Source organism: Sulfurospirillum diekertiae, assembly GCF_002309535.1.
GTDB lineage: Bacteria > Campylobacterota > Campylobacteria > Campylobacterales > Sulfurospirillaceae > Sulfurospirillum > Sulfurospirillum diekertiae.
Genome location: NZ_CP023275.1, coordinates 1,709,318 through 1,734,888, shown reverse-complemented (window position 1 = coordinate 1,734,888; position 25,571 = coordinate 1,709,318). Strand labels below are relative to the sequence as shown.

At 39.2% G+C, this 25,571-nt stretch carries 21 protein-coding genes and 1 pseudogene; 14 read left to right on the top strand and 8 right to left on the bottom strand.

What is annotated here, in order from left to right:
• Positions 1–7 precede the first annotated feature (7 nt).
• Together SJPD1_RS08955 and SJPD1_RS08950 are read right to left on the bottom strand one after the other, a co-directional pair.
• Positions 8–1,966 carry an ABC-F family ATP-binding cassette domain-containing protein gene (locus tag SJPD1_RS08955; protein WP_096046850.1) on the bottom strand — a complete coding sequence of 653 codons (1,959 nt, stop codon included), beginning with the start codon at positions 1,964–1,966 and terminating at the stop codon, positions 8–10.
• Between the two features lie 87 nt (positions 1,967–2,053).
• Complete coding sequence (locus SJPD1_RS08950; protein ID WP_096046849.1) at positions 2,054–3,664, bottom strand: methyl-accepting chemotaxis protein; 1,611 nt, start codon at positions 3,662–3,664, stop codon at positions 2,054–2,056.
• 212 nt (positions 3,665–3,876) lie between these two features.
• Here SJPD1_RS08950 and SJPD1_RS14745 point away from each other — a divergent pair.
• From SJPD1_RS14745 to SJPD1_RS08935, 4 genes and pseudogenes are all read left to right on the top strand, one after another.
• A pseudogene (locus tag SJPD1_RS14745) lies at positions 3,877–4,394 on the top strand (M48 family peptidase); the annotation flags it as partial.
• 21 nt (positions 4,395–4,415) lie between these two features.
• Positions 4,416–5,099, top strand: coding sequence for a M48 family metallopeptidase (locus SJPD1_RS14740; protein WP_476755917.1), 684 nt, complete (start codon positions 4,416–4,418; stop codon positions 5,097–5,099).
• Entirely contained in the window at positions 5,080–5,904 is an 825-nt protein-coding gene (prmC, locus tag SJPD1_RS08940; protein WP_226372296.1) for a peptide chain release factor N(5)-glutamine methyltransferase, read from the top strand. The genes SJPD1_RS14740 and prmC overlap by 20 nt, the downstream gene beginning before the upstream one ends.
• A 2-nt stretch (positions 5,905–5,906) precedes the next feature.
• A complete protein-coding gene (locus SJPD1_RS08935) occupies positions 5,907–6,377 on the top strand; it encodes a DUF4149 domain-containing protein (RefSeq protein WP_096046847.1) in 471 nt (156 codons plus the stop codon).
• Between the two features lie 55 nt (positions 6,378–6,432).
• On the opposite strand, the gene ftsZ is transcribed toward SJPD1_RS08935, so the two are convergent.
• The 3 genes from ftsZ to SJPD1_RS08920 are packed head-to-tail and all read right to left on the bottom strand — an operon-like array spanning position 6,433 to position 10,401.
• Complete coding sequence (ftsZ, locus tag SJPD1_RS08930) at positions 6,433–7,551, bottom strand: cell division protein FtsZ (RefSeq protein WP_096046846.1); 1,119 nt, start codon at positions 7,549–7,551, stop codon at positions 6,433–6,435.
• A gap of 15 nt (positions 7,552–7,566) precedes the next feature.
• Positions 7,567–8,937 carry a cell division protein FtsA gene (gene ftsA, locus SJPD1_RS08925; RefSeq protein ID WP_096046845.1) on the bottom strand — a complete coding sequence of 457 codons (1,371 nt, stop codon included), beginning with the start codon at positions 8,935–8,937 and terminating at the stop codon, positions 7,567–7,569.
• A complete protein-coding gene (locus SJPD1_RS08920) occupies positions 8,938–10,401 on the bottom strand; it encodes a peptidylprolyl isomerase (RefSeq protein ID WP_096046844.1) in 1,464 nt (487 codons plus the stop codon). It lies immediately after the preceding gene.
• Between the two features lie 105 nt (positions 10,402–10,506).
• Between SJPD1_RS08920 and SJPD1_RS08915 the strand changes: the two genes are divergently transcribed.
• The 7 genes from SJPD1_RS08915 (at position 10,507) to SJPD1_RS08885 (ending at position 19,410) form a co-directional block, all read left to right on the top strand.
• On the top strand, positions 10,507–11,811 hold the full coding sequence (locus SJPD1_RS08915) for an adenosylmethionine--8-amino-7-oxononanoate transaminase (RefSeq protein ID WP_096046843.1): 1,305 nt from the start codon (positions 10,507–10,509) through the stop codon (positions 11,809–11,811).
• A gap of 27 nt (positions 11,812–11,838) precedes the next feature.
• Positions 11,839–12,756, top strand: a complete 918-nt coding sequence (gene rsmH, locus SJPD1_RS08910; RefSeq protein ID WP_096046842.1) for a 16S rRNA (cytosine(1402)-N(4))-methyltransferase RsmH — start codon at positions 11,839–11,841, stop codon at positions 12,754–12,756.
• Entirely contained in the window at positions 12,756–13,040 is a 285-nt protein-coding gene (locus SJPD1_RS08905) for a hypothetical protein (RefSeq protein ID WP_088437393.1), read from the top strand. Before rsmH ends, SJPD1_RS08905 begins: the two co-directional genes overlap by 1 nt.
• Before the next feature lie 34 nt (positions 13,041–13,074).
• The gene (locus SJPD1_RS08900; RefSeq protein WP_096046841.1) at positions 13,075–14,379 is read left to right on the top strand and encodes a DNA recombination protein RmuC; all 1,305 of its coding nucleotides are present in this window, start codon (positions 13,075–13,077) and stop codon (positions 14,377–14,379) included.
• A gap of 95 nt (positions 14,380–14,474) precedes the next feature.
• On the top strand, positions 14,475–16,847 hold the full coding sequence (locus tag SJPD1_RS08895) for an HD domain-containing phosphohydrolase (RefSeq protein WP_096046840.1): 2,373 nt from the start codon (positions 14,475–14,477) through the stop codon (positions 16,845–16,847).
• Between the two features lie 94 nt (positions 16,848–16,941).
• Entirely contained in the window at positions 16,942–19,101 is a 2,160-nt protein-coding gene (locus SJPD1_RS08890; RefSeq protein ID WP_096046839.1) for a heavy metal translocating P-type ATPase, read from the top strand.
• Positions 19,102–19,203: 102 nt separating this feature from the next.
• Positions 19,204–19,410 (top strand): heavy-metal-associated domain-containing protein, encoded by a 207-nt coding sequence (locus SJPD1_RS08885; protein WP_096046838.1) that lies wholly within the window; start codon positions 19,204–19,206, stop codon positions 19,408–19,410.
• A gap of 48 nt (positions 19,411–19,458) precedes the next feature.
• On the opposite strand, the gene SJPD1_RS08880 is transcribed toward SJPD1_RS08885, so the two are convergent.
• Positions 19,459–20,697, bottom strand: coding sequence for an NnrS family protein (locus SJPD1_RS08880; RefSeq protein WP_226372178.1), 1,239 nt, complete (start codon positions 20,695–20,697; stop codon positions 19,459–19,461).
• Positions 20,642–21,202, bottom strand: coding sequence for a thiol peroxidase (tpx, locus tag SJPD1_RS08875; protein ID WP_096046836.1), 561 nt, complete (start codon positions 21,200–21,202; stop codon positions 20,642–20,644). Before tpx ends, SJPD1_RS08880 begins: the two co-directional genes overlap by 56 nt.
• A 209-nt stretch (positions 21,203–21,411) precedes the next feature.
• On the opposite strand from tpx, the gene SJPD1_RS08870 reads away from it, so the two are divergent.
• A complete protein-coding gene (locus SJPD1_RS08870) occupies positions 21,412–21,600 on the top strand; it encodes a DUF1737 domain-containing protein (RefSeq protein WP_096046835.1) in 189 nt (62 codons plus the stop codon).
• A 23-nt stretch (positions 21,601–21,623) separates the two neighbouring features.
• Here SJPD1_RS08870 and SJPD1_RS08865 read toward each other — a convergent pair whose 3' ends face one another.
• Positions 21,624–23,630, bottom strand: coding sequence for an SH3 domain-containing protein (locus tag SJPD1_RS08865; RefSeq protein ID WP_096046834.1), 2,007 nt, complete (start codon positions 23,628–23,630; stop codon positions 21,624–21,626).
• Between the two features lie 59 nt (positions 23,631–23,689).
• Here SJPD1_RS08865 and SJPD1_RS08860 point away from each other — a divergent pair, with 59 nt between their 5' ends.
• Both SJPD1_RS08860 and SJPD1_RS08855 read left to right on the top strand, forming a co-directional pair.
• Positions 23,690–25,018 (top strand): ATP-dependent DNA helicase, encoded by a 1,329-nt coding sequence (locus SJPD1_RS08860; protein WP_096046833.1) that lies wholly within the window; start codon positions 23,690–23,692, stop codon positions 25,016–25,018.
• A gap of 39 nt (positions 25,019–25,057) precedes the next feature.
• Positions 25,058–25,567, top strand: a complete 510-nt coding sequence (locus SJPD1_RS08855; protein ID WP_096046832.1) for a hydrogenase — start codon at positions 25,058–25,060, stop codon at positions 25,565–25,567.
• Positions 25,568–25,571 lie beyond the last annotated feature (4 nt).

Sequence of the window (25,571 nt, the reverse complement as noted above, 5' to 3'; positions counted from 1 at the left end):
AAGAGGTTTAACCTCTTTGCAACATCTCTGCTTTTTCTTCTATCTCCAATAGCTCTTCAATCATCGGCTCTAAGAGTGCCTCTTTCTCTTCTAATCTTTGACTCAGTGTACTTAGTCCTATTTGCTGATAGCATTCAGGATTTTCAAGACATTTTTTTGTGGCGGCAATTTCGTCTTCAAGTGCTTGAATTTGTAACGGTAGTGTTTCAAGTGCACGCTGCTCTTTGTAGCTCAGTTTTGTAGGCACACTCTCTTTTGCTTTTTGCACTTTTGGTTCTTCTTTTTCAATCCAGGGTGCTTCTTGAGCTGATTCCATTGCGTCAAGCTCTTTAATCTCTTTTTCAATCTCTAAATATTCACTGTAGCTTTGATAACTCTCCTCAATGATGCCTTCGCCCTTAAAGACATAGAGCTTAGCTGCAATTTTATCCACAAAGTAACGATCATGGCTGACAAAAATGACTGCGCCAGCAAAACTTTGGATGTACTCTTCTAAAATATTGATGGTTGGAATATCCAGATCATTGGTTGGTTCATCGAGAATAAGGCAATCTACTTCTTGAGAAAAGAGCAGGGCGAGGGCAACACGATTTTTTTCACCGCCACTGAGGATGCCGATCTTTTTGTTTAGATCTTCTTTTGGAAAGAGAAAGTCTTTTAGATAGCCAAAGACGTGAAGATTTTTTCCTTTGACATCAACCCTATCGCCTCCATTAGGACAAAAAGTTTCTATGAGGTTTTTAGTATCATCGAGCATAGCTCGTTGTTGATCAAAATAACCTACTTTAAATTCACCTTTATCAAAATTTCCACTATCAACGTTGAGATCACCGAGTAGAATTTTTAAAAGTGTTGATTTTCCTGCTCCATTTTTACCAACAATGGCAATACGATCTTTTTGTAAAATACGGGTACTAAAATCTTTAATGAGAAGCTTATCGCCCAATTTTTTATGGATGTTATACATCTCAAAAAGCATTTTTTGCTTATTGATAATCTTCTCACCATTGAAATTGTGCTTTTCTCTCTCTAATTCCAGTTTAAGTTTTCGGACCAAAGAAGGATTTTTTTTGGCAGACTCACGTAGTTCAAAAACTCTCTGTTTTCGCCCTTCATTACGTTTGAGCCTCGCTTTGACACCACGTTTTAACCACTCTTCTTCCCCTTTGAGGTATTTGAGGAGATTTTCATGCTGTTTTTGTAAAGATAAGATCAATAACTCTTTACATGTAAGATAGTTTTCATAACCACCTTCAAAACTCCTCACTTTTCCATCATCAATTTCAATCGTTCGTGTTGCTAAATGGTCGATAAAATAACGATCATGGGAGATAAAGAGAAGGGTAAATTTTGATTTTAAAAGCATCTGCTCTAAAAACTCGACCATATAAACATCTAAATGGTTCGTTGGCTCATCCAGTAGTAAAATGTCAGGTTTTTGAAGGATGAGACCAGCGAGTGTCACACGTCGTTGCTCGCCGCCACTTAAGAGATTGACATCACTTTGTTCAAACTGTTTGAGATCAAATTCTTGTAAAACTTGCTCAATCTTTTCATCTAAACTCCATGCATCATGCAAATCCAAAAAAGTGACGAGTTGGCTCTGCTCTGCAAGTAGCGCTTCATTATGGTAGTCAGATTCAAGTATCTTAATGACCTCTTCATAACGAACCCTTGCCATTTTGAGCTCTTTGAGTTCTTCTTCAATCGCTTCTTTAACATTCATTCCTTCTTTAAAGCGAGGGGTTTGATCTAACATACCAACTTTAATATTTTTTTGAAGAATACGTCTTCCATCATCGGTTTCCAATGTGCCAAAAACGATTTTCATCAGTGTAGATTTTCCACCGCCATTTTTACCAATGATTGCAACACGCTCACCTTCATGTAAGGAAAAGTCAACGTCTGTTAAAATTTTTTGAGTTTCATATGCTTTGCTAATGCCGATTAAATCTAAAAGTGCCAAATGTACTCCGTTGTTTTTGCGCGTATTATACCATTAACATGAGAAGGAAGAAGAGGATAAAGCTTTGGACTTTACCCTAAAAGTTGGTTATGATCTGAACTGATTGAGTTTGTTGTTGAGATTTTCAGCTAAACGTGAGAGATGGTCCGCTGCTGCAGCGATTTCTTCTACGCTTCTTGCATTTTGACTTGTCAACGTATTGATGTTGCTCACCATACTGACGATTTTATCGGTGTCCTGTGAAATCTTTTGTGAGTTTTGGGCACTGGTTGTTACGGAATCAACGCTCTCTTTCATCACTTGTGTTGTTCCCAAAATTGTCGTTTCAACACCACTGGAAACCGTCGATAGTCTTTGAATGTTTTTAGCATTTCTTCCCATCTGTTCAGATGAGTCGACAATGGATTGAACAATGACATTAATCGTTGCGTTAATCTCAGTCAGTGAACTTTGAGTTCTTTCAGCGAGCTTTCGTACTTCATCGGCAACAACCGCAAATCCACGACCATGTTCTCCCGCCCTAGCAGCTTCAATAGCGGCATTGAGTGCAAGCAAATTGGTTTGATCGGCAATATCCGAAATGACCGTTAAGATTTGCTTCACTTGCTCTGCATCATGGCTCATTTGCTCTAATTTTTGAGCAAGGGCAGTTTCAGCTTCACTTGCAGATTCGACTTCATTGCGAAGCGTAATAACTTCATTTTTAGCATTGTCCAGTCGATGACCTGCTGTTGCAATATTTTGTTTCATCGTTTCAGAAAGCGTAGCGGTTTCTTGAACAAAGGTCTTAATGGTTTGAATCTCTTGGATTGTATTCTCTACAATCGTAGAACTTTGTTCAGCATTACGCCCAATTTGCATACTGGTGGTACTCAGTTCATGCGATACAGAAGCATTTTCACTGGAAGAGGCTTTGGCATCAACAATAGTGCTTTCAAGAGTTTCAACCAATGCATTGAAGCTATCAACCATCTCTTTGATCTCATTTGATTTCTCGTATTTAATACGGAAATTAAGCTCTTTAGTGCGAACAAAATTAGCAATACTATCACGTACAAGATGAACACCTTGCATGATGTTATTACGGATAAGAATACTGATGAAAATTGTTGAGCCAATAATGATAAGAGAGAGAATAATCATGATAGTGTTAGCACTTTGTTTTTCATGAGCAGCAGTGGTTGCAGAGTCTTTTGCAATATCTGAATTATATTTCATATGTGCATCTAAAGCAGCTGTGAAATTTTTTAATGTAGGTCTACTTTTGTTGAGGAAATTTCCTGCTTCAAGTTTATGCCCTGTTTCTGATAATTTGATAACGTCTTGCGCAATAGTAGCATACTGTTCAAAACTTGTAATATCTTTGCTAAGCATGTCTCTATCTTTATCATCACTTACAAATGACTCATAGTTTTTAAGTAGTTTACTAATATTCGCCAAACTGGTTTTAATTCCCGTTGCACTTTTATCGTTTGATCCTTTATCTTCTTGCGAAATATGCTCCCATAAAACCAATCGAAGTCTGAGCGCATCAACTGTGATATCATTCAGTATAAGAATACTTGGAAGCGAATTAACATTGCTATAATTTGTTTCTTCATAGACTTTATCTAGTTCTTTCATACTAATACCAAAGATGGCACAAGTCCCTATGATTGCGATGGATAGCAGAATCATCAGTTGTTTAGAAATTGTCATTTTAACCCCTTTTTGTTCTATATCTTGATTGTAAACTCATTTTCCTAATAAAATATTTAAATCAATTTTATGGGTATAGAAATGAGAAGGAAAACTAATTTCCGTGAAAATAATAGCATGCATGCGTTGTAAATGTGTTATATCGGTTTAGATAATATTGATGAAAAACTGGTATGATAACGTTTTTCAATTAGACAAAGGAACAAGGCTTTATGTTAGAATTTATTATACTCATTTACATACTTTATCTCTTAATTAAAATGTATGCTGCCTTTATGGAAATAGGTTTTGTTACTCAAGCACGCATTTTGAAAGCAATTATCCTCTCTCCATCGAATTATGCCAAAGCAGCAGCGTACAAGATAGCATCACAAAAGCTCTCTTTAGTCTCCTCCTTTTTTGATTTTATTCTCTTTTTTGGTTGGATTGCTTTTGGACTTACTGCGCTTGAGGCAACAGTCCATATTGGAAATGAAGCAGTGCGCTCTGTCCTTTTTGTGATGAGTTTTATTGCTATCAATTATGTTTTGCTCCTCCCTTTTGATTTGTACCAAACATTTGGACTTGATAAAAAATTTGGTTTTTCTACGATTAATGTTAAAACATTTGTTTTAGATCAGATCAAATCAATCTTAATGTTTATTTTGTTTGGGGGGCATTTTTTTGGGCTATGAGTGTGATTATTATGGCATATAACTATTGGTGGTTTTATGGGTTTTTATTCTCTTTTGTGGTTATTTTATTTATCAATATGATCTATCCGATTATTATCGTTCCATTATTCAATAAGCTCACTCCTCTTGAAGATGAAAACCTTAAAAGTTCTATTGAAGCACTTTTGAATAAAGCAGGGTTGAAGAGTAGCGGTGTTTTTAGTTTGGATGCGAGTAAACGTGACAATAGACTTAATGCTTATTTTGGTGGACTGGGTAGTTCTAAACGCGTTGTACTTTTCGATACCTTAATCGCCAAATTGGAAAAACATGAGTTGTTGGCTGTACTTGGGCATGAACTGGGGCATTTTACCCACAAAGATATTCTTAAAAATATTGCATCAAGTGCTTTAATGCTTTTTGTGATGTTTGCTCTCTTTGGAAATCTCCCTGTAGAGCTTTTTGATTCTTTACATGTAAACAAATCTGCTGCCAGTATTATGGTGCTTTTTCTCTTATTATCTCCCGTTGTCTCGTTTATCTTAATGCCTCTTTTTGGACTTTTGAGTCGTTACAATGAATACCGAGCCGATGAATATGGTAGTGTTTGCGAAAGCAAAGAAGCACTTGCATCTGCTTTGGTTAAACTTGCTGATGAAAATAAAAGTTTCCCTTTTTCGCATCCTTTAACGATTGCACTTTATTTCACCCATCCACCATTAACTGAAAGACTAAAAAAATTAGGCATGCATTTTGAAGAAGGTGAAGCACTTGCGCATTAAAGAACTCTTAGTACAAAGTGCTGAGCAATTGCGTGAGGTGACAGATATTCCTCAAAAAGAAGCGATGATCCTTTTAAGTGAAGTATTAGGCTATGAGATGAGTTGGCTTATAAGTCATAGCGAGGATGAAATAGGTGAAAATAAACATTTAAAAGAATTGTTACAACGTCGCAAAAACCATGAGCCTTTAGAGTATATTTTAGGACGTGCCAGTTTTTATGATAGAGTTTTTGATGTCGACATGCGCGTTCTTATTCCAAGACCTGAAACCGAGATATTGGTCGATAAAGCCGTGGCATTAGCTAAAGAGCTTTCTTCTGATGCTCATATCGTTGAAATTGGCTGTGGTAGTGGAATTATCTCAATTATGCTCTCACTTTTACTCCCTCATGCAAGATTGACAGCGATAGATATTTCAAATGAGGCTTTACATGTAAGCAAACAGAATGCAAAGAAACATGGTGTTAGTGACAAAATAACGTTTCTTGAGGGAAGTTATATAGATGGTGTGAGCGGTGAGATTGATATGATTGTTTCAAACCCTCCTTATATTGCCAATGAAGAGCCCTTAGGAATAGGACTTTCTTTTGAACCATCCTTGGCACTTTATGGTGGCGTAAAAGGTGATGAAATGCTGTGTCATATTATTGACCTTTTTCAGGAACGAAAAGCAAAAGTGCTCGTCTGTGAAATGGGGTATGATCAACGCAAGGCTATTTGCCAGTATACAGAAAAGAGAGGTTTAGCAGTGGACTTTTATAAAGATTTAGCGGGATTAGACCGTGGATTTTGGATTAAGGAGTAGAAATGAAAAGTTTAATGGTCGTTTATTTGGTAATGTTGGGTATTGCCATTGGTGTTGAAATCGCAGCAGGTGCATTTATAGCCCCAGTGATCTTTTTTCCGCAAAAATATCTAGGAGATGGTGTTCTCACTCATTTTCAAAGTGGTATTCTAATGACACAATTCTTTTTGAAGATGAATATTCTAATAGGTTTTATAGCACTTTACAGCATTATCTATGAAGTGCAAGTTTGGATGATGGGTAAAAACTATGATTTTCTCTCATTTGTTTTGTCTCTTATTTGTGTGATAACTACAGGGCTCTTTCTCTTTTACTATACGCCATTTATTGTCCATGCACAACAACTAGGTTCGGCTGAGACAGTAACGGAAGCCTTTGCAACGATGCATAAACAGAGTGAATGGGTTATGAAATTCTTGATGGTTGCCCAATTTGGTTTATTTATAAGACGAGGATTTTTAAGTCAACGATAAAAGGAAGAAGCTTTTAGCTTCCTCCTTTTGCATAGAAGAGGGGTGAGAGGGTTACTTAATCCATTTGGTGTCTAATGTACGTTGGGATATCAAGATAGTCATCTTGTCCCTCATAGCCACCACTTACTTTTTTCATACGTAAAATACGCTCTTTTTTGATTGATTCTTGATTGTTATTAAGCATCTTGAGTTCTTTTGAGGCTTCAACTTTATTTTCAAAGCCTGTCGCAACAATGGTAACTCGAACAGAGTTGTCTGCCATGTCTTCACTGGTCGTTGTACCAAAGATAACATCAGCGTCTTCATCAGCACAGTCAAGAATAAGACTCATTGCATTGCTGATCTCTGTAATAGGATAACTAGCTGGAATTTGGAAGTGAACCAAGACACCAAGTGCACCGTTAATTGACATGTTATCAAGAAGAGGTGATTCAATAGCACTCTTGATTGCTTCAATGGCTGCATCATCGCCTGTGCTCTCACCAATACCCATGAGTGCCATACCACGATGACTCATAACGGTTTGGACATCTGCAAAGTCAACGTTAATATCACTTTGACCTGAAGAAAGAACCACTAAACTCATACCACTAACAGCACGACTTAAAACATCATCAACGATTCTAAAGCTATCTTTGATTCCAAATTTGGCATCAACGATGGAAAGCAGTTTATCATTAGGGATAATAACGATAGAATCACTCTCTTTACGAAGTTCATTAATCCCCATCTCTGCAAGTTTAGCTCTTTTCTTTCCTTCAAACATAAAAGGGCGAGTGACAACAGCAACGGTAAGTGCACCGACTTCTTTAGCCGCTTGTGCAACAATAGGGGCAGCACCTGTTCCAGTTCCACCACCAAAACCGGATGCAATAAAAACAATATCTGCTTTTTCTAAAGAACTTTTGATCTCTTCATAACTTTCTAATGCTGATTCTTTGCCAATTTCTGGTCGCATACCAGCTCCCAGACCTTTTTTGCCCAATTGAATTTTTGTTTTTGCTAAACAGTTTTCAAGGGCTTGAGCGTCAGTGTTTGCAGCAATAAGATCGATACCACTAATACCTTCTCTTACCATGTGGTTAATCATGTTACCACCACCGCCACCAACACCAATAACTTTGATTTTAGCGCCGTAAACACATTTTGATTCTTCTATGCTAAATCCGTTCATACCTCATACCCCTCTTTAAAATAATTGTGTTAATCTATTCCATAGCTTAGAGCCAAACCCTTCGCTTTCTTCTTCTTGAATATTTGCAAGATCTTTGAGTTTCTCTTTTGCATTATCTGCTTGAGGAGCTGTCCCTACCTCGCCTTCTTCTGTTTCATCACCTTCATCAAAAGTCTCTTGATGGTGGCGCGTTGGTTCAATGGTTTCATCTTTGTAACGCAATTTTTTATTAGAATCAATTTCATAGGGGGTGAAATGACCGCCTCCATATAAAACAAGTCCAATAGCTGTTGAATAGCTTGGATCTCTGAGTGTCTCAAAAAGTCCATCCATTTCTCTTGGTTTGGCAATTCTTATTGGCACATTATCAAAAATTGCTGATGCTAATTCTCTAATGCCATCAAGTTTTGTCATTCCACCTGTTAAAACGACACCTGCACCGATTTGCTCTTTAAAGCTACTATCTTCCAGTGTTTTTGCTAAAATCATCAGTGTTTCTTCAACCCTAACATAGATAACGTTAGAAACAATATTCAGTGATACTTCATGGGTTGATCCATCATCGCCAATAACAGGGAGCTCAATAAGCTCGCTAGAATTACTTTTGAGTGAACCATAATTGATTTTAATCTCTTCAGCTGCACCCAATGGTGTATGAAGCGCTGTTGAAAGGTCATTGGTGATATTGAGTGAACCCACACCCAAATAATCATTGAAACGCATAGAGTTGCCTGCATGGATCATCACATTACACGTCGCACCACCCATATCAATGACAGCCACGCCAAGTTCTCGCTCATCATGATTTAAAACAGCAATCGCTGAGGCATAACAATTGAGAACAATGTTGTCAATTTCTACACCGGCTGACTTGACAGCTTTTCTAAGATTGCTAAGGGATGATTTTTGTGCCGTAATAATGTGTACTTGTACTTCTAACCGAGCACCATTCATACCAAGTGGATCTTCAATAAACTCTTGATCATCTACTTTAAAATTATAAGGAAGAACATGAAGCTTTTCATATTCATTAGGAATATTGGCATTATGGTCAGCCATTTGCATGGCGCGATTAATCTCTTTAATGCCGATGTCACGGTTTGGAATATTAACAATACCACTGCTATCAACACTTTTGGTGTATGCGCCAGAGATTGAAACAATGACTCTCTCGTACTGTGTTCCAGCGACTCTTTTTGCATCATTAAGCGCATTGCGAATCGATTTTGAAGCAAGGTCAATATTGGTAATAATACCTTTCTTAAGACCTTGAGACTTTGCAATACCTGCGCCTAAGATTTTGATGTCACCATCATCGTTTTTTTGAGCGATAATAGCGCAAATCTTGGTTGAACCAATGTCGATACCTAAAATCGTAGTGCTCAACTATTTTCCTTTGTAGTATTGCTCGACTTTGTATGCAGCAGCGAGCTTTTTAATAAGATTTTGGTTTAATTCAGCTTGTTTAACTTGTAAAATATTTTCGCTAATCAAACTAACATACTGCTTAGCTTTGTCTTTATTAAGCAACTTTTGTTCCAAAACCTCGTAGACTATGGCTTTACCGTCAATAACCTTATAACCTTTTTTGTTCATGTTATCAAAAACGTGACTTAAAAACTCAGCACTTTTTGCTTCACTCAAACCTGCAATTGACTTAACAGAATCTCTGCTTACAAAGCCAAGATCACTACTTGCTGTGAAATTTTCAAGTTTAGCTTGAGCTTTTTTCTCTAAGGTGGCATTTTTGAGTTCTTCTAAAAGATCACGACTAGCATCTTTCTTGGCTAACTCATAAGACATTGGCTCTGGGAATTTAATCTCTTTCATTTTTATTATAACGTAGTTGTCTTTGACAATAAGTGGTTTGAGTACTTCATCTTTCGCAGCTACTTGAATTTTTTCAAGAGGAAACGTTGTGTCATCATCAAAAATAACTTTGGTTTCACTTGCATTCACTTCGCCCTTTTTAAAAGCAAGGAAGGCTTCTAAGGCACTTTTTTTGTCATTTTTGAGTCGCAGATCAATCATTACTTTTAGTTTTGCTTCTTCAAAACTCATCAGCTTTCCATCAGGTTGTGTGTAGTTATGTTTCTCTTGTAAGTAAAATTCTTCTAATGTTTTATCATCAAATTTTGTTTGAGAAGCGGGAATGTTGAGCAATTCAAGTGTATAACTTTTTTTCGTAAGGTATTTAGATTTATTTTTGTCCCAATATGTTTTTATGGCTTCTTCACTAGCAGTTACTTCATTGGCATCTAGTGTTACAGCGCTGATTGCAAGATGATCTTCCATGAAAAAAGCGGAAGCAAAGAGATCGATCTCTTTTTGTGAAGGTGTAAGTTTGAAAAAGTTTTCTAGTTTTGCATTTAAAATCTCTTTTTCAAGGCCATTTTCATAATCATTTGGGTTGATGCGGTTTGCTTTTAAGATAGAATAGTAGAGCTCTTTGTTGAAAACGCCATCTGTTTGAAAACTTGGTGTATTTTTAATTCGATCTTTAATGTCTTCTTTTGTTGCCAAAAGACCTATTTCATCAGCATAGTTTAATAGAAGATTCTGATTTATAAGGGTATTCATAACAATTTTGTTAAGACCCATTTGCTCGGCTTGTTCTTGAGTGAGCTTGCCACCTAAGAGATTGTTGTAGTAATTGAAATGGTTGGCATAAGCTGTTTGAAACTCTTGAACCGAGATGATTCGATGCCCAACTTTTGCGACAGAGGCTGCACGATCTTTGTTCATATCATAAGCACCCCATCCTACAAAACCAGCACCAACGAATGCTATTGTGCTAATCCAGATAGTGATGACCAAATATTTTTTATGACGTTGCATCCACGTAATCATTCTTGCCCTTTAAGAACTTTGTATTTTGCTATAATTCTATCTGTATAGTTATTAAATAACCATAAATTACGTGAAACTCCTAACAAAAAAAGGCAAAATGTAACAATGAACACGAAAAAATTAATTGAAGATGATTTAAAGCATATATGGCATCCTTGCACGCAGATGAAAGACCATGAGACACTTCCTGTAATTCCTATTAAAAGAGGTCAAGGGGCTTATTTATATGATTTTGATGATAACCGTTATATTGATGGTGTTAGTTCTTGGTGGGTCAACCTTTTTGGACATTGCAATCCTTACATCAATCAAAAAATTAAAGAGCAATTAGATACTTTAGAACATGTGATTTTTGCTGGATTTACACATGAACCGATTATAAAACTTTCCAAAAGACTTTGTGCATTAGCACCCAAAGGGCTTGAGAAGTGTTTTTATGCCGATAATGGCTCTAGCGCAATCGAAGTAGCACTTAAAATGAGCTTTCAATATCATAAAAATAGAGGGCAAAAAAGACCACTGTTTGTCTCTTTAGAAAACAGTTACCATGGCGAGACCATTGGTGCTTTAGCCGTTGGTGATGTGAAGCTTTATAAAGAAGTGTTTGATGATATACTCCTTCAAACCATTCAAGCGCCTGTCCCTAAAGATCAAAGCGAAGAGAGTGCCATTAAAGCCGCTAGCGGATTGGAAAAAATTTTTAAAGAAAAAGCAGATCAAATTTCAGCATTTATTATCGAGCCTTTGATTCAATGTTCGGGTGGAATGAATATGTATCATCCTCTTTATATTAAACTTGCACGCAAACTGTGTGATTACTATGATGTTCATTTAATTGCCGATGAAATCGCTGTTGGCTTTGGACGAACCGGTAAAATGTTTGCCTGTGAATATGCGGATGTTAGTCCTGATTTCATGACGCTTTCCAAGGGACTAACGGGAGGTTATCTCCCACTTTCAGTTGTCCTAACGACGCAAAAAATCTATGATGCCTTTTATGCTGATTATTCTGAATTTAAAGCATTTTTGCATTCTCACAGTTATACTGGGAATCCTTTGGCGTGCAGTGCAGCTAATGCAACATTGGACATCTTTGAAAATGAATCTATTTTGGAAAAAAATCAAGAAAAAATTGCCCTCATTGGTTCTAAATTAGAGCAGTTTAAAACTCTTCCAAATGTGCAGAAAGTTCGACAAACAGGTATGATTGCAGCAGTAGAACTTGATGTCTATCCGATTGATTTTCGAGTGAATTTAAAGATATTTAAGTATGCGTTTCAAAAAGGTGTGATTCTTCGTCCACTCGGTAATGTTGTCTATTTTATGCCTCCTTATGTGATTACATGTAAAGAGATTGAAACGATGATGGATGTAGCGTATGAGGCGATTGTAAGCCTCAATAGATTATAATAGAACCACTTTAAGTAAGGAACCCTAGTGAATATACCCCATATCCCCGTACTGTTAGAAGAGGTTAAAGAAGCTTTTCGTTGCATTGATGATGGGGTTGTTATTGATTGTACATTAGGGTATGGTGGGCATAGCGAAGCATTGTTAGAACAAAATCCTAACATCAAATTGATAGGCTGTGATCAAGATGAAGAGGCGTTGGCCTTTAGTCAAAAGAGGCTTGAGCGCTTTAATGATCGTGTAACCCTTCATCATGGTAATTTTGCCTCTGTCATCGCTCAGTATGCGCATCTTTCCATTCGAGGAATTTTAGCTGATATTGGTGTTTCCTCTTTACAACTGGATAAAAAAGAGCGTGGTTTTGCTTTTGACTCCAATGTTTTGGATATGCGCATGAATCCAAAACAAGAGCTTAGTGCGTACGAAGTAGTTAATCACTATTCCCAAGAAGAGTTGGAATTTATTTTACGTGAGTATGGTGAAATTCATGAATATAAAAAAATGGCTCATTTGATCTGTGCAGCACGTACTAAAGCGCCTATTGTAAGTGCCAAAGAACTTTCAAAATTGGCTGAAAAAGTGGGTGGGAAAAAAAGTATTCATCCTTCAACACTGCTTTTTCAGGCGATTCGTATAGAAGTCAACAATGAACTAGGCGTGTTGAGTGAGCTTTTAGAAAGTATCAAAAATGCCGATTTTAAGCAGTGTATCGTGGGAATTATTTCGTTTCACTCCCTCGAAGACCGCATTGTAAAACAGACATTTAAACTGTGGAGTCAAAACTGTATTTGTTTGCCTTCCGTGATGCGTTGTACCTGTGGCAATAATCATAGCATGGGAAAACTTATCAGCAAAAAACCGATTGAAGCGACGGCATCGGAAATTAAAAAGAACCCACGCAGTCGAAGTGCAAAACTGAGAGTATTTGAGATAAAGAAGGCGTAATGAACGATAAAAGCGAACTATTAGAGCAGTATGATGCGGAACAGAAAGTTGAGAAAAATCTCGATTTTCGTTTTTTATTGCTCGTTTATATGGTGATGTTTGTTGCTTTTTTGATTATTCTGCCCAAAATTTACATCAAAAATCAGATTTATTATATGAGTCGTGACATCAATAAACTCTATGGTGAATACTCAATTCTTAAAGAAGAGAACCGCGTTTTAAAGCAAAACTTGGAAAATATTCGCTTCAAAAATCAAATATTAGACACGATTTATATCGATTAATCTTTTTACATGTAAACACACATTAGGAGTTGTTATGCCCCAAGAGATGCTGTTGTTAGCCATTTTTATCACGTTTAGTGTTGCTATGTTTGTGTTTGGATTGTGGATTAGAGCTGTTTTGAAAGATAAAGCATATGCGCTTGCAGAGATGAAATCCAAAAATGAGCAGTTAGGTGTAGAAAATCTAGCCCTCAACATGAAAAATGCAACCCTTCAAGCAGAGCTTCAAGCGCAAAAAGAGAGTCATCAAAGGTTAAAATTAGATTTTGAAGAGCAGGGTAAAAAGCTTGAGCTCAAGCTCAATGCCATTATGGAGCAACATTTAGAAAAAAAACTTCAAAAACTAGATGACACTTCGATCAAATCGCTTGAAACACTGCTCAAACCTTTTAAAGAAAATTTGGAACATTTTAAGAAAAGCGTTGAAAATTCACAAGAGAACAGTACGAAAAAATTTGCAGAACTCTCCAAAGAAATTGAGCTGGTAGCACGTGCAGGGATGAATATCTCCAAAGAGGCTGAAAATCTTACCAAAGCGCTCAAGGGCAAAAAGCAGAGCCAAGGTAGTTGGGGCGAGATGATTTTGGAGAGTGTTTTGGAGTATTCGGGTCTTGTCAAAGGCGTTCATTACGAAACGCAAGAGAGTTACAAAGATGAAGAAGGGCGCACCAAACGTCCTGATATTGTGATTAAACTTCCGCAAGAGCGTACCATCATCATTGATTCCAAAGTATCACTCAACAGTTATGATGAATTTGTTAGGTCGGAGAGTGATGAAGAAAAACACATCGCTTCCAAAGCCCTACTGCAAGCTTTTCGTGATCATATTGATACGCTGGATAGCAAAGACTATGCACACTACAAACAAGGAACGCTTCAGTATGTCTTTATGTTTGTGCCGATTGAAGGGGCATTTTCGGTTGCCATCAACGAAGATCCAAAACTATATGAGTACGCGCTTCGCAAGCATATCGCCATCGTGAATCCCTCAACGCTTACGGTTTCACTGCGCACAATCTATCTTTACTGGCAAAGTGAGCAATCAAGTACGCTTGCCACAAAGCTGTTTGATGAAGCAGGTAAAATGTACGACAAGATGGTCGGTTTTTCTGAGAGTTTTAAACGTGTAGGTTCTCAGCTTCAAACACTCAATAACAGCTACGAAAACGCTCAAAAACAGTTAACAGAAGGTTCTGGTAACATCTTAGGTCGTGTAGAAAATTTGAAACGTTTAGGGGCTAAAGCAACTAAAAATCTTAAAGATGCCAAATTGGAATACCAAGATTTTAGTACCGACATTGAGCCGATAGAGCTTTTAGAGGAGAAAACAGAGGAATAATCTTGAAAGGCGTCGTTGATTGACGCAAATCGTGTTACAATTTCTTAATCCCATAGTATTTATTTTATGCCTTCCTCATTGCAAGGAGCATCACTATGAAAAAAACAAAACGGTATACCTTCACATTGAGTATTATGACCCTTATTTTAGGGCTTGCAAGCTTCCTTTCTATCTCTTTGATTGGTCATAACTATTTACAAAGTTCCAAAAATTCTTACAGTATGATTCAAAAGCGCAATATCGAAGTACGTAAAAATATTATTGAAACCATCAAAGTCTCTTTGCAAAAGACCTCTGCACATCTTAAAGTGCTTGTACATAGTCAGCAAAGTGATGATCTTTTTGCCTCTAGGGAAATTTTTACACGAATGATGTGGGAAATGTTGCTCTCTGATGAAAAGATTGCAAGCATCTATATTGCCGACCAGCTAGGTAATTTTTTTCAAGCTAGACGCACACCCGAATTTGCAATGCGTACGATTGATGTGCGTGGTAATGTAAGTGTTGATGAGTGGGCGTATAAAAACACTCAGTTTGAGACAACACGTGTTGAATACACGACATTATCGTTCGACCCTAGGGAACGTACGTGGTTTAAGAAGGCAGTGTCACATGAAAATTTTTACTGGTCAGAGCCTTATGCTTTTGCTTCAACCAATGAAATAGGCATTACGGTTTCGTACCCTTTTATCAATAAAGCTGGTGAAAAGGTGAAAGTTGCTGGCATTGACTTTACCATTGCTTCGATTACAAAATTGCTTCAAGAACAGAGTATGGTCATCGATGGGCCTATTGTCATTGTCAATCCTTATGGAGAGGTTATTGCAAGTTCGTTACCAATGGCAGAAGCCAACTTTAGTGTTCAACAACTTCCTCAAGAGATCAAAGCATCATACGAACAATTTTTAAATGGAGCAAAACGTGGTAGGGTACAGAGTGCCACCAATGAAAACTACTTGTTTGCTTTTTCAGAATTTCCAACAGATTTTGGAAAAAAGTGGTACATTGGAACATTTTTGGAAGAGAAAAAAGTGACTCAAGAAATTGATGCAATTATGATCCAAAACATTATGATTTCTCTCATAATCATGGTTGTTATCATTGTTTTGACATGGTTCTTTCTACGACATATTATTATAGCACCTGTTGATTTGCTTAAAACGATGAGTGACAGTGTGGCGGCAAAGCAGTATGACGCGGTGCATCACATTACAACACGGATTAAAGAGTTTTATGCCCTCAGTCATTCGATGGTATTGATGGCTCGTTCTATAAAAGTGCATGAAAAAGCACAAGAGAACTTGATGGAGTCGTTTATCAAACTGATTGCCAGTGCAATCGATGATAAATCTCCTTATACTGGAGGGCATTGTGAGCGTGTACCCGAGCTTGCTTCTATGTTAGCGGAAGTTGCCAATAAAAGTCATGAAGGTGTCTTTAAAAAATTTAATTTTAAAGATGAAAATGCGTGGCGAGAGTTTCGCATAGCAGCACTTTTACACGATTGCGGCAAAGTAACAACTCCTGAGTACGTGGTCGATAAAGCAACGAAGCTTGAGAGCATTCATAACCGTATTCATGAGATTCGCACTCGTTTTGAAGTGTTGCTTCGAGATGCGCATATCACTTACTTAGAAGGGCTTTTGGAAGGGAAAGAAGATCAAGCGCTGTTACTGCAAAAGCGCAATGAAGCAGAAGCAAAACTCTTTAATGATTTTGCCTTTTTAGCCGAGTGCAACATTGGCGGTGAGTTTATGGATGCCCAAAAGATTGATCACCTTAAAGAGATCGCTTCAGTGACGTGGATGCGCCATTTTGATGATCGATTGGGGATGAGCGAAGCTGAGAATAAGCGTCTAGCCGATATTCCCCTTAAACCGCTTCCGTGTGCTGAAACACTTTTACAAGATAAACCAGAGCATCTTATTGCCAGAGCTCAAGAGGTCGATAGCAAGATATATATGCGTCTTGGTATTAAAATGAAAATACCAAAATATTACAATAACCTTGGAGAGCTTTATAACCTTAGCATTGCGCGAGGAACGCTTAATGATGAAGAGCGCTATAAGATCAATGAGCACATCATTATGAGTATTCGTATGCTTTCAGAACTTCCCTTTATGGACAATCTCAAACATGTTCCTGAATACGCTTGTGCTCATCATGAAACGATGAAAGGAACGGGCTATCCTAGAGGGCTTACCAAAGAGCAAATCTCTTTGCCTGCTCGCATCATCGCTATTGCGGATATTTTTGAAGCGTTAACGGCTAGTGATCGTCCGTATAAAAAAGCCAAAACGATTTCTGAAGCGATTAAAATTCTTAGTATGCTCAAAAAGGATGGGCACATTGATGGGGATCTGTTTGAGCTTTTTTTACGCAGTGGCGTTTATTTGCAATATGCACAAAAATACCTTAGAGCTGAGCAAATTGATGATGTCGATATTACGCAATATCTCTCATCGTAACCCTTTACATGCTAAAGATGTTTCTACATTTTTTGTTTCATCTTGACGCAAGTAATGAAGCGTTAGAATGTCACAAAAAGATAGGAGACAAAAAATGTCTGAAAAACATTTTGAGCTTGACATCAAGGGCATGACATGTGCGGCATGTTCAGCGCGCATCGAGCGTGTGCTCGGCAAGCTTGAAGGTGTCAGTGCCAATGTCAACTTAGCTACGGAAAAAGCGTTTATCAGTTCTTCCAATCCCAATATAAACCTTCCAGAAATTATCCAAAGCATCGAAAAAACAGGTTTTGGAGCTACCGAGTCTTCCAAGGTCGATCAAGAGCAAAAAAGTTTAGACAAAGAACACGATTACCAAAAGCTTTTACGCGAATTTAGCCTCTCCGCACTGTTGACACTGCCTTTTTTAGTTGAAATGGTGGGGATGCTTTTTAACCTACACGTGCATCTTCCTACCATGCTTCAATTAGCCCTTGCAACCATCGTGCAGTTTTACTGCGGACGAAAATTTTATGTTGGAGCGTACAAGAGCCTTAAAAGCGGTAGTGCTAACATGGACGTTTTGGTCGTTTTAGGTACGAGTGCCGCATACTTTTTAAGTCTTTGTGTCATGATTTTTAGCTTACCACTGCATCTTTACTTTGAAGCCTCTGTTTCAGTGATAACGCTGGTACTTTTAGGCAAACTTTTGGAAGTGAGAGCCAAAGCCAAAACAGGATTTGCGATATCAAAACTCCTTCATTTACAGCCTAAAAAAGCGTTTGTGGAACGTGATGGAAAGCTCGAAGAAATCAGCATAGAATCTTTACATGTAAACGATATTTTTGTGGTGAAAGCAGGTGAGAGTATTCCAACAGACGGCATTGTCGTTGAGGGCAATAGTATGGTCGATGAGTCGATGATGACGGGGGAAAGTTTACCTGTGCTTAAATCCGTGGGTGATGTTATTGTTGGAGCGACCAAAAACGGCGATGGGATGCTCAAATGCCAAGCCACGAAAGTAGGTTCTGATACCTTTTTAGCCTCTATTGTGCGTCTTATCGAAGAGGCTCAAGGCTCTAAAGCGCCGATTCAACGCCTTGCCGATACGATTGCGGGCATTTTTGTCCCTGTTGTGGTGAGCATCGCAGTCATTACTTTTGGTGCGTGGTGGTTTATCGGAGGAAATTTTGAAGAGGCGATCATCAATGCTGTCTCGGTTCTTGTCATCGCATGTCCGTGTGCGCTTGGACTTGCAACTCCAACGGCGATTATGGTGGGCGTTGGGCGAGGAGCAAGTGAGGGTATTCTCATCAAAAATGCGGAAGTGCTTGAAAATGTGGGCAAAATTAACGCTGTTGTGTTTGATAAAACGGGAACGTTGACCTATGCCAATCCCCAAGTGGTCGATATTTTAATAGAAAGCACACTTACGAAAGAGCAATTTTTAGCGCTTGCTGCGGCTTTGGAAGAGGGCTCAAAACACCCGTTAGCCAAAGCGATTATTGCTTCTGCCCCTCAAAATCTAAAACTGAGTGTTCAAGCGTTTCAGAACTATTCAGGACTAGGTGTCTCAGGTGAGATTGATGGCGTGGTTTACTTTGCAGGCTCGCCTTCTTTTATCGCTCAGTTGACTTCACTGCAACCTTCAACGCTCGCGCAAGCCTTTTTGGAAGAGGGAAACAGTATCGTAGCTCTTGCGACCAAAGAGACGATCATCGGCTATATTGCATTGGCAGATACGATTCGTGAGAGTGCCAAAGTAGCGATAGAAAAGCTTCAAAACGATGGTATTGAAGTCTATATGCTGACAGGCGACAATGAACGTTGTGCCCAAAAGGTTGCCAATGAGCTTGGTATCAAGCATTTTTTTGCCGAAGTACTACCCAATGGCAAAGCGGACGCAATCTCTAAGCTTAAAAGTGAAGGCAAATTTGTCTGTATGGTAGGTGATGGCATCAACGATGCACCAGCCCTTGCAGTTGCTGATGTCGCAATAGCGATGTCCAATGGTTCGGATATTGCCGTGGAGAGTGCGGATTTGATCTTAATTGCCAACGATCCACTGATGGTGGTCAATGCGATTGCGCTTTCACGTGCTACAATGTCAAAAATTAAGCAGAACCTCTTTTTAGCTTTTGTGTATAATACTCTTGCTATTCCACTTGCCTTTTTAGGTATGTTAAATCCGATTGTTGCAGGTGGTGCAATGGCGATGAGTTCGGTTTCAGTCGTGAGTAATTCACTGCTGTTACGACGTTGGAAAATGAAATAAAATTATATTTCTGCCTCGAAAGAGGCAAGCTTTAGCTAGCGTAGCCTCTTTGGCTTTGCTAAGTGACGTTATAAAAATAAAAATTATACTAAAGGATAAACAATGGCAACCATCACATTAGTGGTTAAAGGAATGAGTTGTGGAGGATGCGTTAAAAGCGTCAAAGGTGTTTTAGAGGGAATTCGAGGGGTTAAAAGCGTTAATGTTGATCTTGCAAGCGGCAAAACGATCATCGAGTATGATGCGCCGATTGAGATCAGTGTCTTTGAAAAAGCGATTGATGATGCAGGGTTTGAAGTGGTATCTTAGTTTTACATGTAAAGATATGAGCCGTCTTCAAACGGCTCATATTCTGCGTTACTTCTCAAATAAAATTCCAATATACCGCTTCGACCATAACCCAAAGATAACAATCCATAAAACTGCCACGGTAAGTACTGCATGCAAGTATCCAAACTGTGGAAAAATACCTGCGATGATACGAATGAGCGCCATTGCTTGAATGAGTCCAAAGAGTGTCACGGCATACATATCGGCTTTGGGTGTTCGCCCCGAATGTCCAAGAATGACTCTGGTTCCAAAGCCCACAAGAACGGTTGTAAAATAACCGAGCGCCAAAGCATGAAGAGGTGACTTTTCCAAGTAAATTGCATGCCCAACCAATGCACTAAAGTCTTGCACCACAAAAAGCCCAAAACCTACAGGAACCCACCAAATGGAGAGGAAAAGTACCCATAAAATGGCAGGGGATTTGCGAAACGGCAGACGCCATTTTAAAAGTTCATACGTGATGATGCCAAAAAGCGCACTGTCTGCCACAAAAGCGTTGATGCTTAAGGCTTCTAAAATCACTTTGAGGATAAGTGCTACAAAAACGAAGAGCAAAAAGTGTTTGCTTTTATTCATCGAATAGCCTAGAATCGTATTGGCAGCAAAAAACGGCATCATCTTTTGAGAGACGATGAGAACGATGAAAAAAAGGTAGAGATAAAAACTCACCCCGAGTGCCAACGCATAAGTCGATAGAAACGGATCAGCGATGAAGAGTAGTTGCCCCACAAGACCCAGTGCAAAAGCTCTGAGCATCCATGTGGTATCGGATTTATTGGTGACCGTACTTTTGGTTTGAAAGTCAAGCAAAAGCAAACAGAGTTTCACATAACCTGCCAAGATCATCAGCATTGAAACGACTAACGCCATCGCTGAGACAAACGAGAGAGCCATAAACAAAAGTCCACCGCCATTGATCAGCCATACGATTGGCAGATACGCTTTAGGTGATGCCGATGGGCGTGAAAGGTAGCGCGGAAAGGTTGTGAGCAAAAAGCCTGCAAAAAATTGCGTAAAGACGATGAACGTCATAGCGTAAGCATGGTAAAGTCCAACGCTTACATGTAAACTTACAAGTCCTGCGTATTGTAGACCTATAAGTGCAACAAAAAGCACGCTTTGCACTACGCCCGCAAAGAAAAAGATGCGGTGTGGCTGAGCGGCTAGGTTTTGAAGAGCCGTTGTTTTAACAGGCTCTGGTGGGGTTAAACTACTGACAAAAACCACAACAACTAGCCCCCCTGTTGGCTGCATCGATAGCGGCATTCAGCGCTTCGTCATAATTAGGCTCTTCGGTAATCTCAGGAACCACCTGTTTGTAAACAATCTTACCATCTTTGCTGATCACAAAAAGCGCTCTAGCGCATAGTCCTTGCAAAGCGCCATCTTTGATTAAAATACCATAAGCTTTAGCAAACGCTTTTTCTCTAAAATCGCTTCCCACACTTAGATTTTCAATGCCTGCCACGTTACAAAATTTTGCCGCCGCGAAAGGTAAGTCCATTGAGACAATGGTCGTGTCGATATTTTCATGCTTAGCCACTTCTTGGTTAAAATGTCTTGCTTCTGCGTCGCACACAGGCGTATCTAAAGAAGGTACAACGATAATGAGTTGTGCTTTATTGCTCTCACCACCGATGGTTTTTTCCTGCAAATCAGGAGTAATCACCTTAACAAGCGGTGCATAGTTCCCAACCTCTTGAAAGTTGCCTTCCAGTTTTACGGGTGCACCGTTGAGGGCTGTTTTGTCTATTTTTGCGGTAAATGCCATGTGAGTCCTTTCAAATCTTTTTATATGGGAGTCATTTTATCTCATTTAAAACAAAAAAACCTTGATCTACATCTAGGAAATTGAAAAAATGTTTACATGTAAAAAGGCAAATTCAAAATGAAAAGCAAAATATGGTCAGATTCATCACCAATCTTTTAAGTGAAACAGACTAAAATAACTTTACATGTAAACATTTCAAAGGAGTAAAAATGCAATACAAACTGATCACAGGACCTGATGATTCGACCTTTTGTGCGAGGATTACGGAGTTTTTAAATAACGGTTGGAAGTTACACGGAAATCCAGCGGTGACGTTTAATGGACAGAGTGTAATCGCGGCGCAAGCGATTGTGAAAGAAGATGATAAAGATGTGAAGGCGTGCGGGTTTACGAAATAAGAGCTTTACATGTAAAGCTCTATTTAGTCTATACTCTCAAATAACTCAGGTCGATACTCAAAGTGCATGGTGTCGTAGTGATACCATCTGCCACCCCAGACAAAGCCGTGTTTTTCAAAAATGTCGATGATCTCTTTAGGAAATTCATTGTGAAAAGTGTGCGTTTTGTCCCACTGCCAGTAGCGTGAATAGTGCGTGTCTAAGTCGATAGCGATGCCGTAGCTGTGGGCACTTAAACGTTCGGTTTTGGCAATTTTGCGAAAGAAGTAGGTTCCATCGACTTTTTTGAGGTATTTCATATACTCTTCAGGCAACTTATCGAGTTCATCGGAGACTTTTTGCAGTTGCGCGGCCGCATTTTCATTTTTGTTAAATCTTAGTTTTGTGTTTCCATGGTTTGGAAGCCAGTTGATCGTTGTGAGATTTTTTTCGATCTCACTTTTACTTGATCCATAGAGTTTTTTCAAAAACGCATCATTGCGAAAACGTCCTGGGTCATCATTGAGAGCAGGGTCGGTAATGGGTGCAAAGGCGGGGTATTTTTGGTTAAACATATCTTCGATATCTGCATTGTCAAGTAATTGATCAAATGTTTTTACTTTTTTGTCATCATAAGGCAGTGAGCTTCCATCCATAAAAAAGACGGTGTTGTCTTTGATCGTTTTAACACTAGGGTATTTGGAAACAAGGTTGTTGCTTTTTGGATTGGCGGGTTTGACCATAATGCCCTCAACGCGGTTGATAAGCAGCCCTTTTTCAGGCACATTTTCTTGATTGGCTCCCACATAGAGGTCTGAGATGATCGCTTTGCCGATCACATTGCGACCCTCTTTACCATCTTCCATTGTTCTCACACCCCAGATATTTTGCATCACAAGCGCTTTGCCTTCAAATTCGCCTGCATAGAGCATAATGTGACCTTTGAGGTAAATGAGGCTTAAAAAGGCTATGCCATTTTTCAAAATCATCGCTTCTTTCTCCTTGGGGGTTAAATCTTTGAGTGACACATACTCGCCAAAACTCTTTTGCGCCGCCGAGTTTCTAGGAATCCAAATGCCAAATGGGGAGAGGAAGTCTCGTGTCATGGCAGAACAGTCTCGATTGTCGAGGTAGCCACCCCAGCCGTATTTTTCACCCAAGAGTTGATCTCCAATTTTGCTGATGCTCTCTTTGCTAAAGTCGATCGGTACAGGTTGTGCGAAACTTTTAGGAACATAAAGTTCTAATTTTTGAGCGTTAAACGCGGCATCGCGTGTGTACATGTAAGCATGAAAAGAGGTGTCATCTTCACTGATAATGGGCAAAATGGCACCCACTTTGGTGTAGGTAATAAAACGTTGTTGTGCATTGTAAAGGGGTACATTGTCTTTCACAATGGCAATTTTTTTGGCGCTCAAAAACTCAGTACGCTCTTTGGCATCGACCAGTACAAAACTTTCCACAGGAAGCCAACCTGAAGCAAAAGAGCTCTCCACAAACGCCCAAGCTCCGTCCTTGCTGTAATGAGAGATGATAATAGGCTCTACGACGTGAATACGTGATGTTTGCAAATAATCAAACGGATACCCTTCACCCGGTAAGGTTGTTTTTTTGAAAAAAGGTTTTTCGGTGGGGAGGTTGCGCATTTGCGCATTTTGAATCATGATCGCATGGGCGTTGATGCTTCCGTACGCTTCTGTGTTGGTTGCATTGATGATCGCATCGATCTCAGCGCCATCGATGAGCTGTAAATTTTCACCGTAATAGCGATTTTTTAGTCCATATGACCGATTGGCCCAGAGCGCATCTTCTTTATCATGGCTCACGTGCATTTTAAACCACGGAGAATAGTAACGGTAGGTAAAATCGTCTTGTGCAACCTTTTGAGGCGTAATGTTTTGCGCCAAAAAGTCTACATTTTGTGGATAGAGGAGCATTGCTTTGGAAGTGCTCTTTTGCTCGACAAATGTTCCGACTGTGGGTTCTTTTGTGGCACAACCGCCTAAGAGAAAAAGTATACAGATAAAAAGAAACATATTTCGTAGTGACATCGTTTTAAGTCCTTCCTTTTGTAAGTGCTATAATACCAAAAACAACTTAGGAAGCCTCTTTGAACTTAGCACAAAAACTCATCGATATCTTAAAAAAAGACAATGTCCTTCTCACGGGTGGTGCAGGAGTTGGCAAAAGCTATCTGGTGGGTGAAATCGTTACGGAACTACGAAAAGTAGGCAAACAAGTCGTTGTTTTAGGTAGCACAGGCGTGAGTGCGGTCAATGTCGGTGGTCAAACCTTGCACAGTTTTTTTGCCTTTGGCATCTGTAACCATCTTGATGAGCTCACCCGCCACGACCGTTACTCCAAAGCAAGACTCGTTGAAATTAAAAAAGTGCTCACGAGGTGCGATCTTTTGGTCATTGACGAGATCAGCATGGTTTCGGCTGATCTGCTTGATATGATCTATTACCGTCTTCGTAATGCCAATTTTGAGGGAAGTGTTTTGTTTGTTGGCGATTTTTTCCAACTACCACCTGTTTCCAAAGGCAAAGAGAACAGCCTATGGAGTGGTTTTGAGTACGCGTTTGAAAGCAGTTCCTGGAATGCATTTGAACCGGTGGTGGTGGAACTCACCATCACCAAACGGACACACGATGCGCTTTTTTTCGCACACCTTGGCAAAATCAGGCGAGGCATTCTTGACAATGAAACAGTGGAGTACCTTGAAGCGTTGCGTGCTAATGTCGGTGTGTGGGACGATGACCCGACCGTTTTGTTTGGCAGAAACAAAGAAGCAGAGATGCTGAACATTCAAAAATTGGCACAGATTGAGAGTGAGGCGATCGTGCTTAAAGCCAAAGAAAAAGTGCATGAACAGTCTTTACATGTAAATAAAATTGAGGGGTGGAAAAACGCGCTTCCCATTCCTGTGGATTTGACGTTGAAAGTCGGAGCTAAGGTGCTTTTTTGCACCAATAAATGGGGTAAATACTACAATGGCGAGCGGGGAATCATCAAAGCGATTGATGAAAATGAGGTTATTGTGGAAAAAGCAGGAGAGCTCATTAAAGTGGAGCGTCAAGAGTATACGCTGCATGAAAATGTGGTGATGGAGGGTGAAGTTAAAGAAAAGCCACTGGTTTCCATCGAGCAGTTCCCCCTCAAACTGGCGTATGCCATCACGATTCATAAAAGCCAAGGCATGAGCATTGACTCACTGGTCTGCAACATCAACAATATCTTTGAAAAAAGCCAGTTTTACGTAGCGATTTCAAGAGCGCGTTATCCTAAACAGCTTTTGTTGGACTATGGTTATCAACGTTTTTATGAGCATTTGACACGGTGTGTGCAAGTTTCACCCAAAGTAGGGGAGTTCTATCAAAAATCAGATATTTTAAAAATAGAAGAGGTCAAGAGCGATTCACTTTTTGATGAATTTTGACGATTTACATGTAAAAGAAACAGGTTTAAGGGGGCAAACATGAATCTGGAAATTTCGTATGAATCAAAAGGCTTGATAACCTACTCACAAAGCAATCAAGACATCAATGCTAAAGATAAAAAACTGACGACAGGTAAGCAGATTACCGATAGTTACTTGGCAGACTACATGGCACAAATGGCTTCTGAGTCAAAAACGACTTTTACGACACAAGCCGATACGTTTACACTGGCTGATATTGGGTACAAAGGTAAGCCTATTGGGCAGTTGAGTCAAGATGAAGCTAAGGCCTTGGTCGCGGACGATGGTTTTTTTGGCATTGCGCAAACGAGCGCACGCATTGCAGATTTTGTCATTAATGGAGCAGGAACTGACCTTTCCAAACTTCAAGCTGGACGCTCTGGAATGCTCCTAGGTTTTTCAGATGCCGAAAAGCTTTGGGGTGAAAAATTACCTGAAATTAGTTATACTACAATGCAAAAAGCACTGGAAAAAGTTGATGCTAGAATCAAAGAGCTTGGCGGAAGTGTGCTCGATACATCAGTCTAAAAAA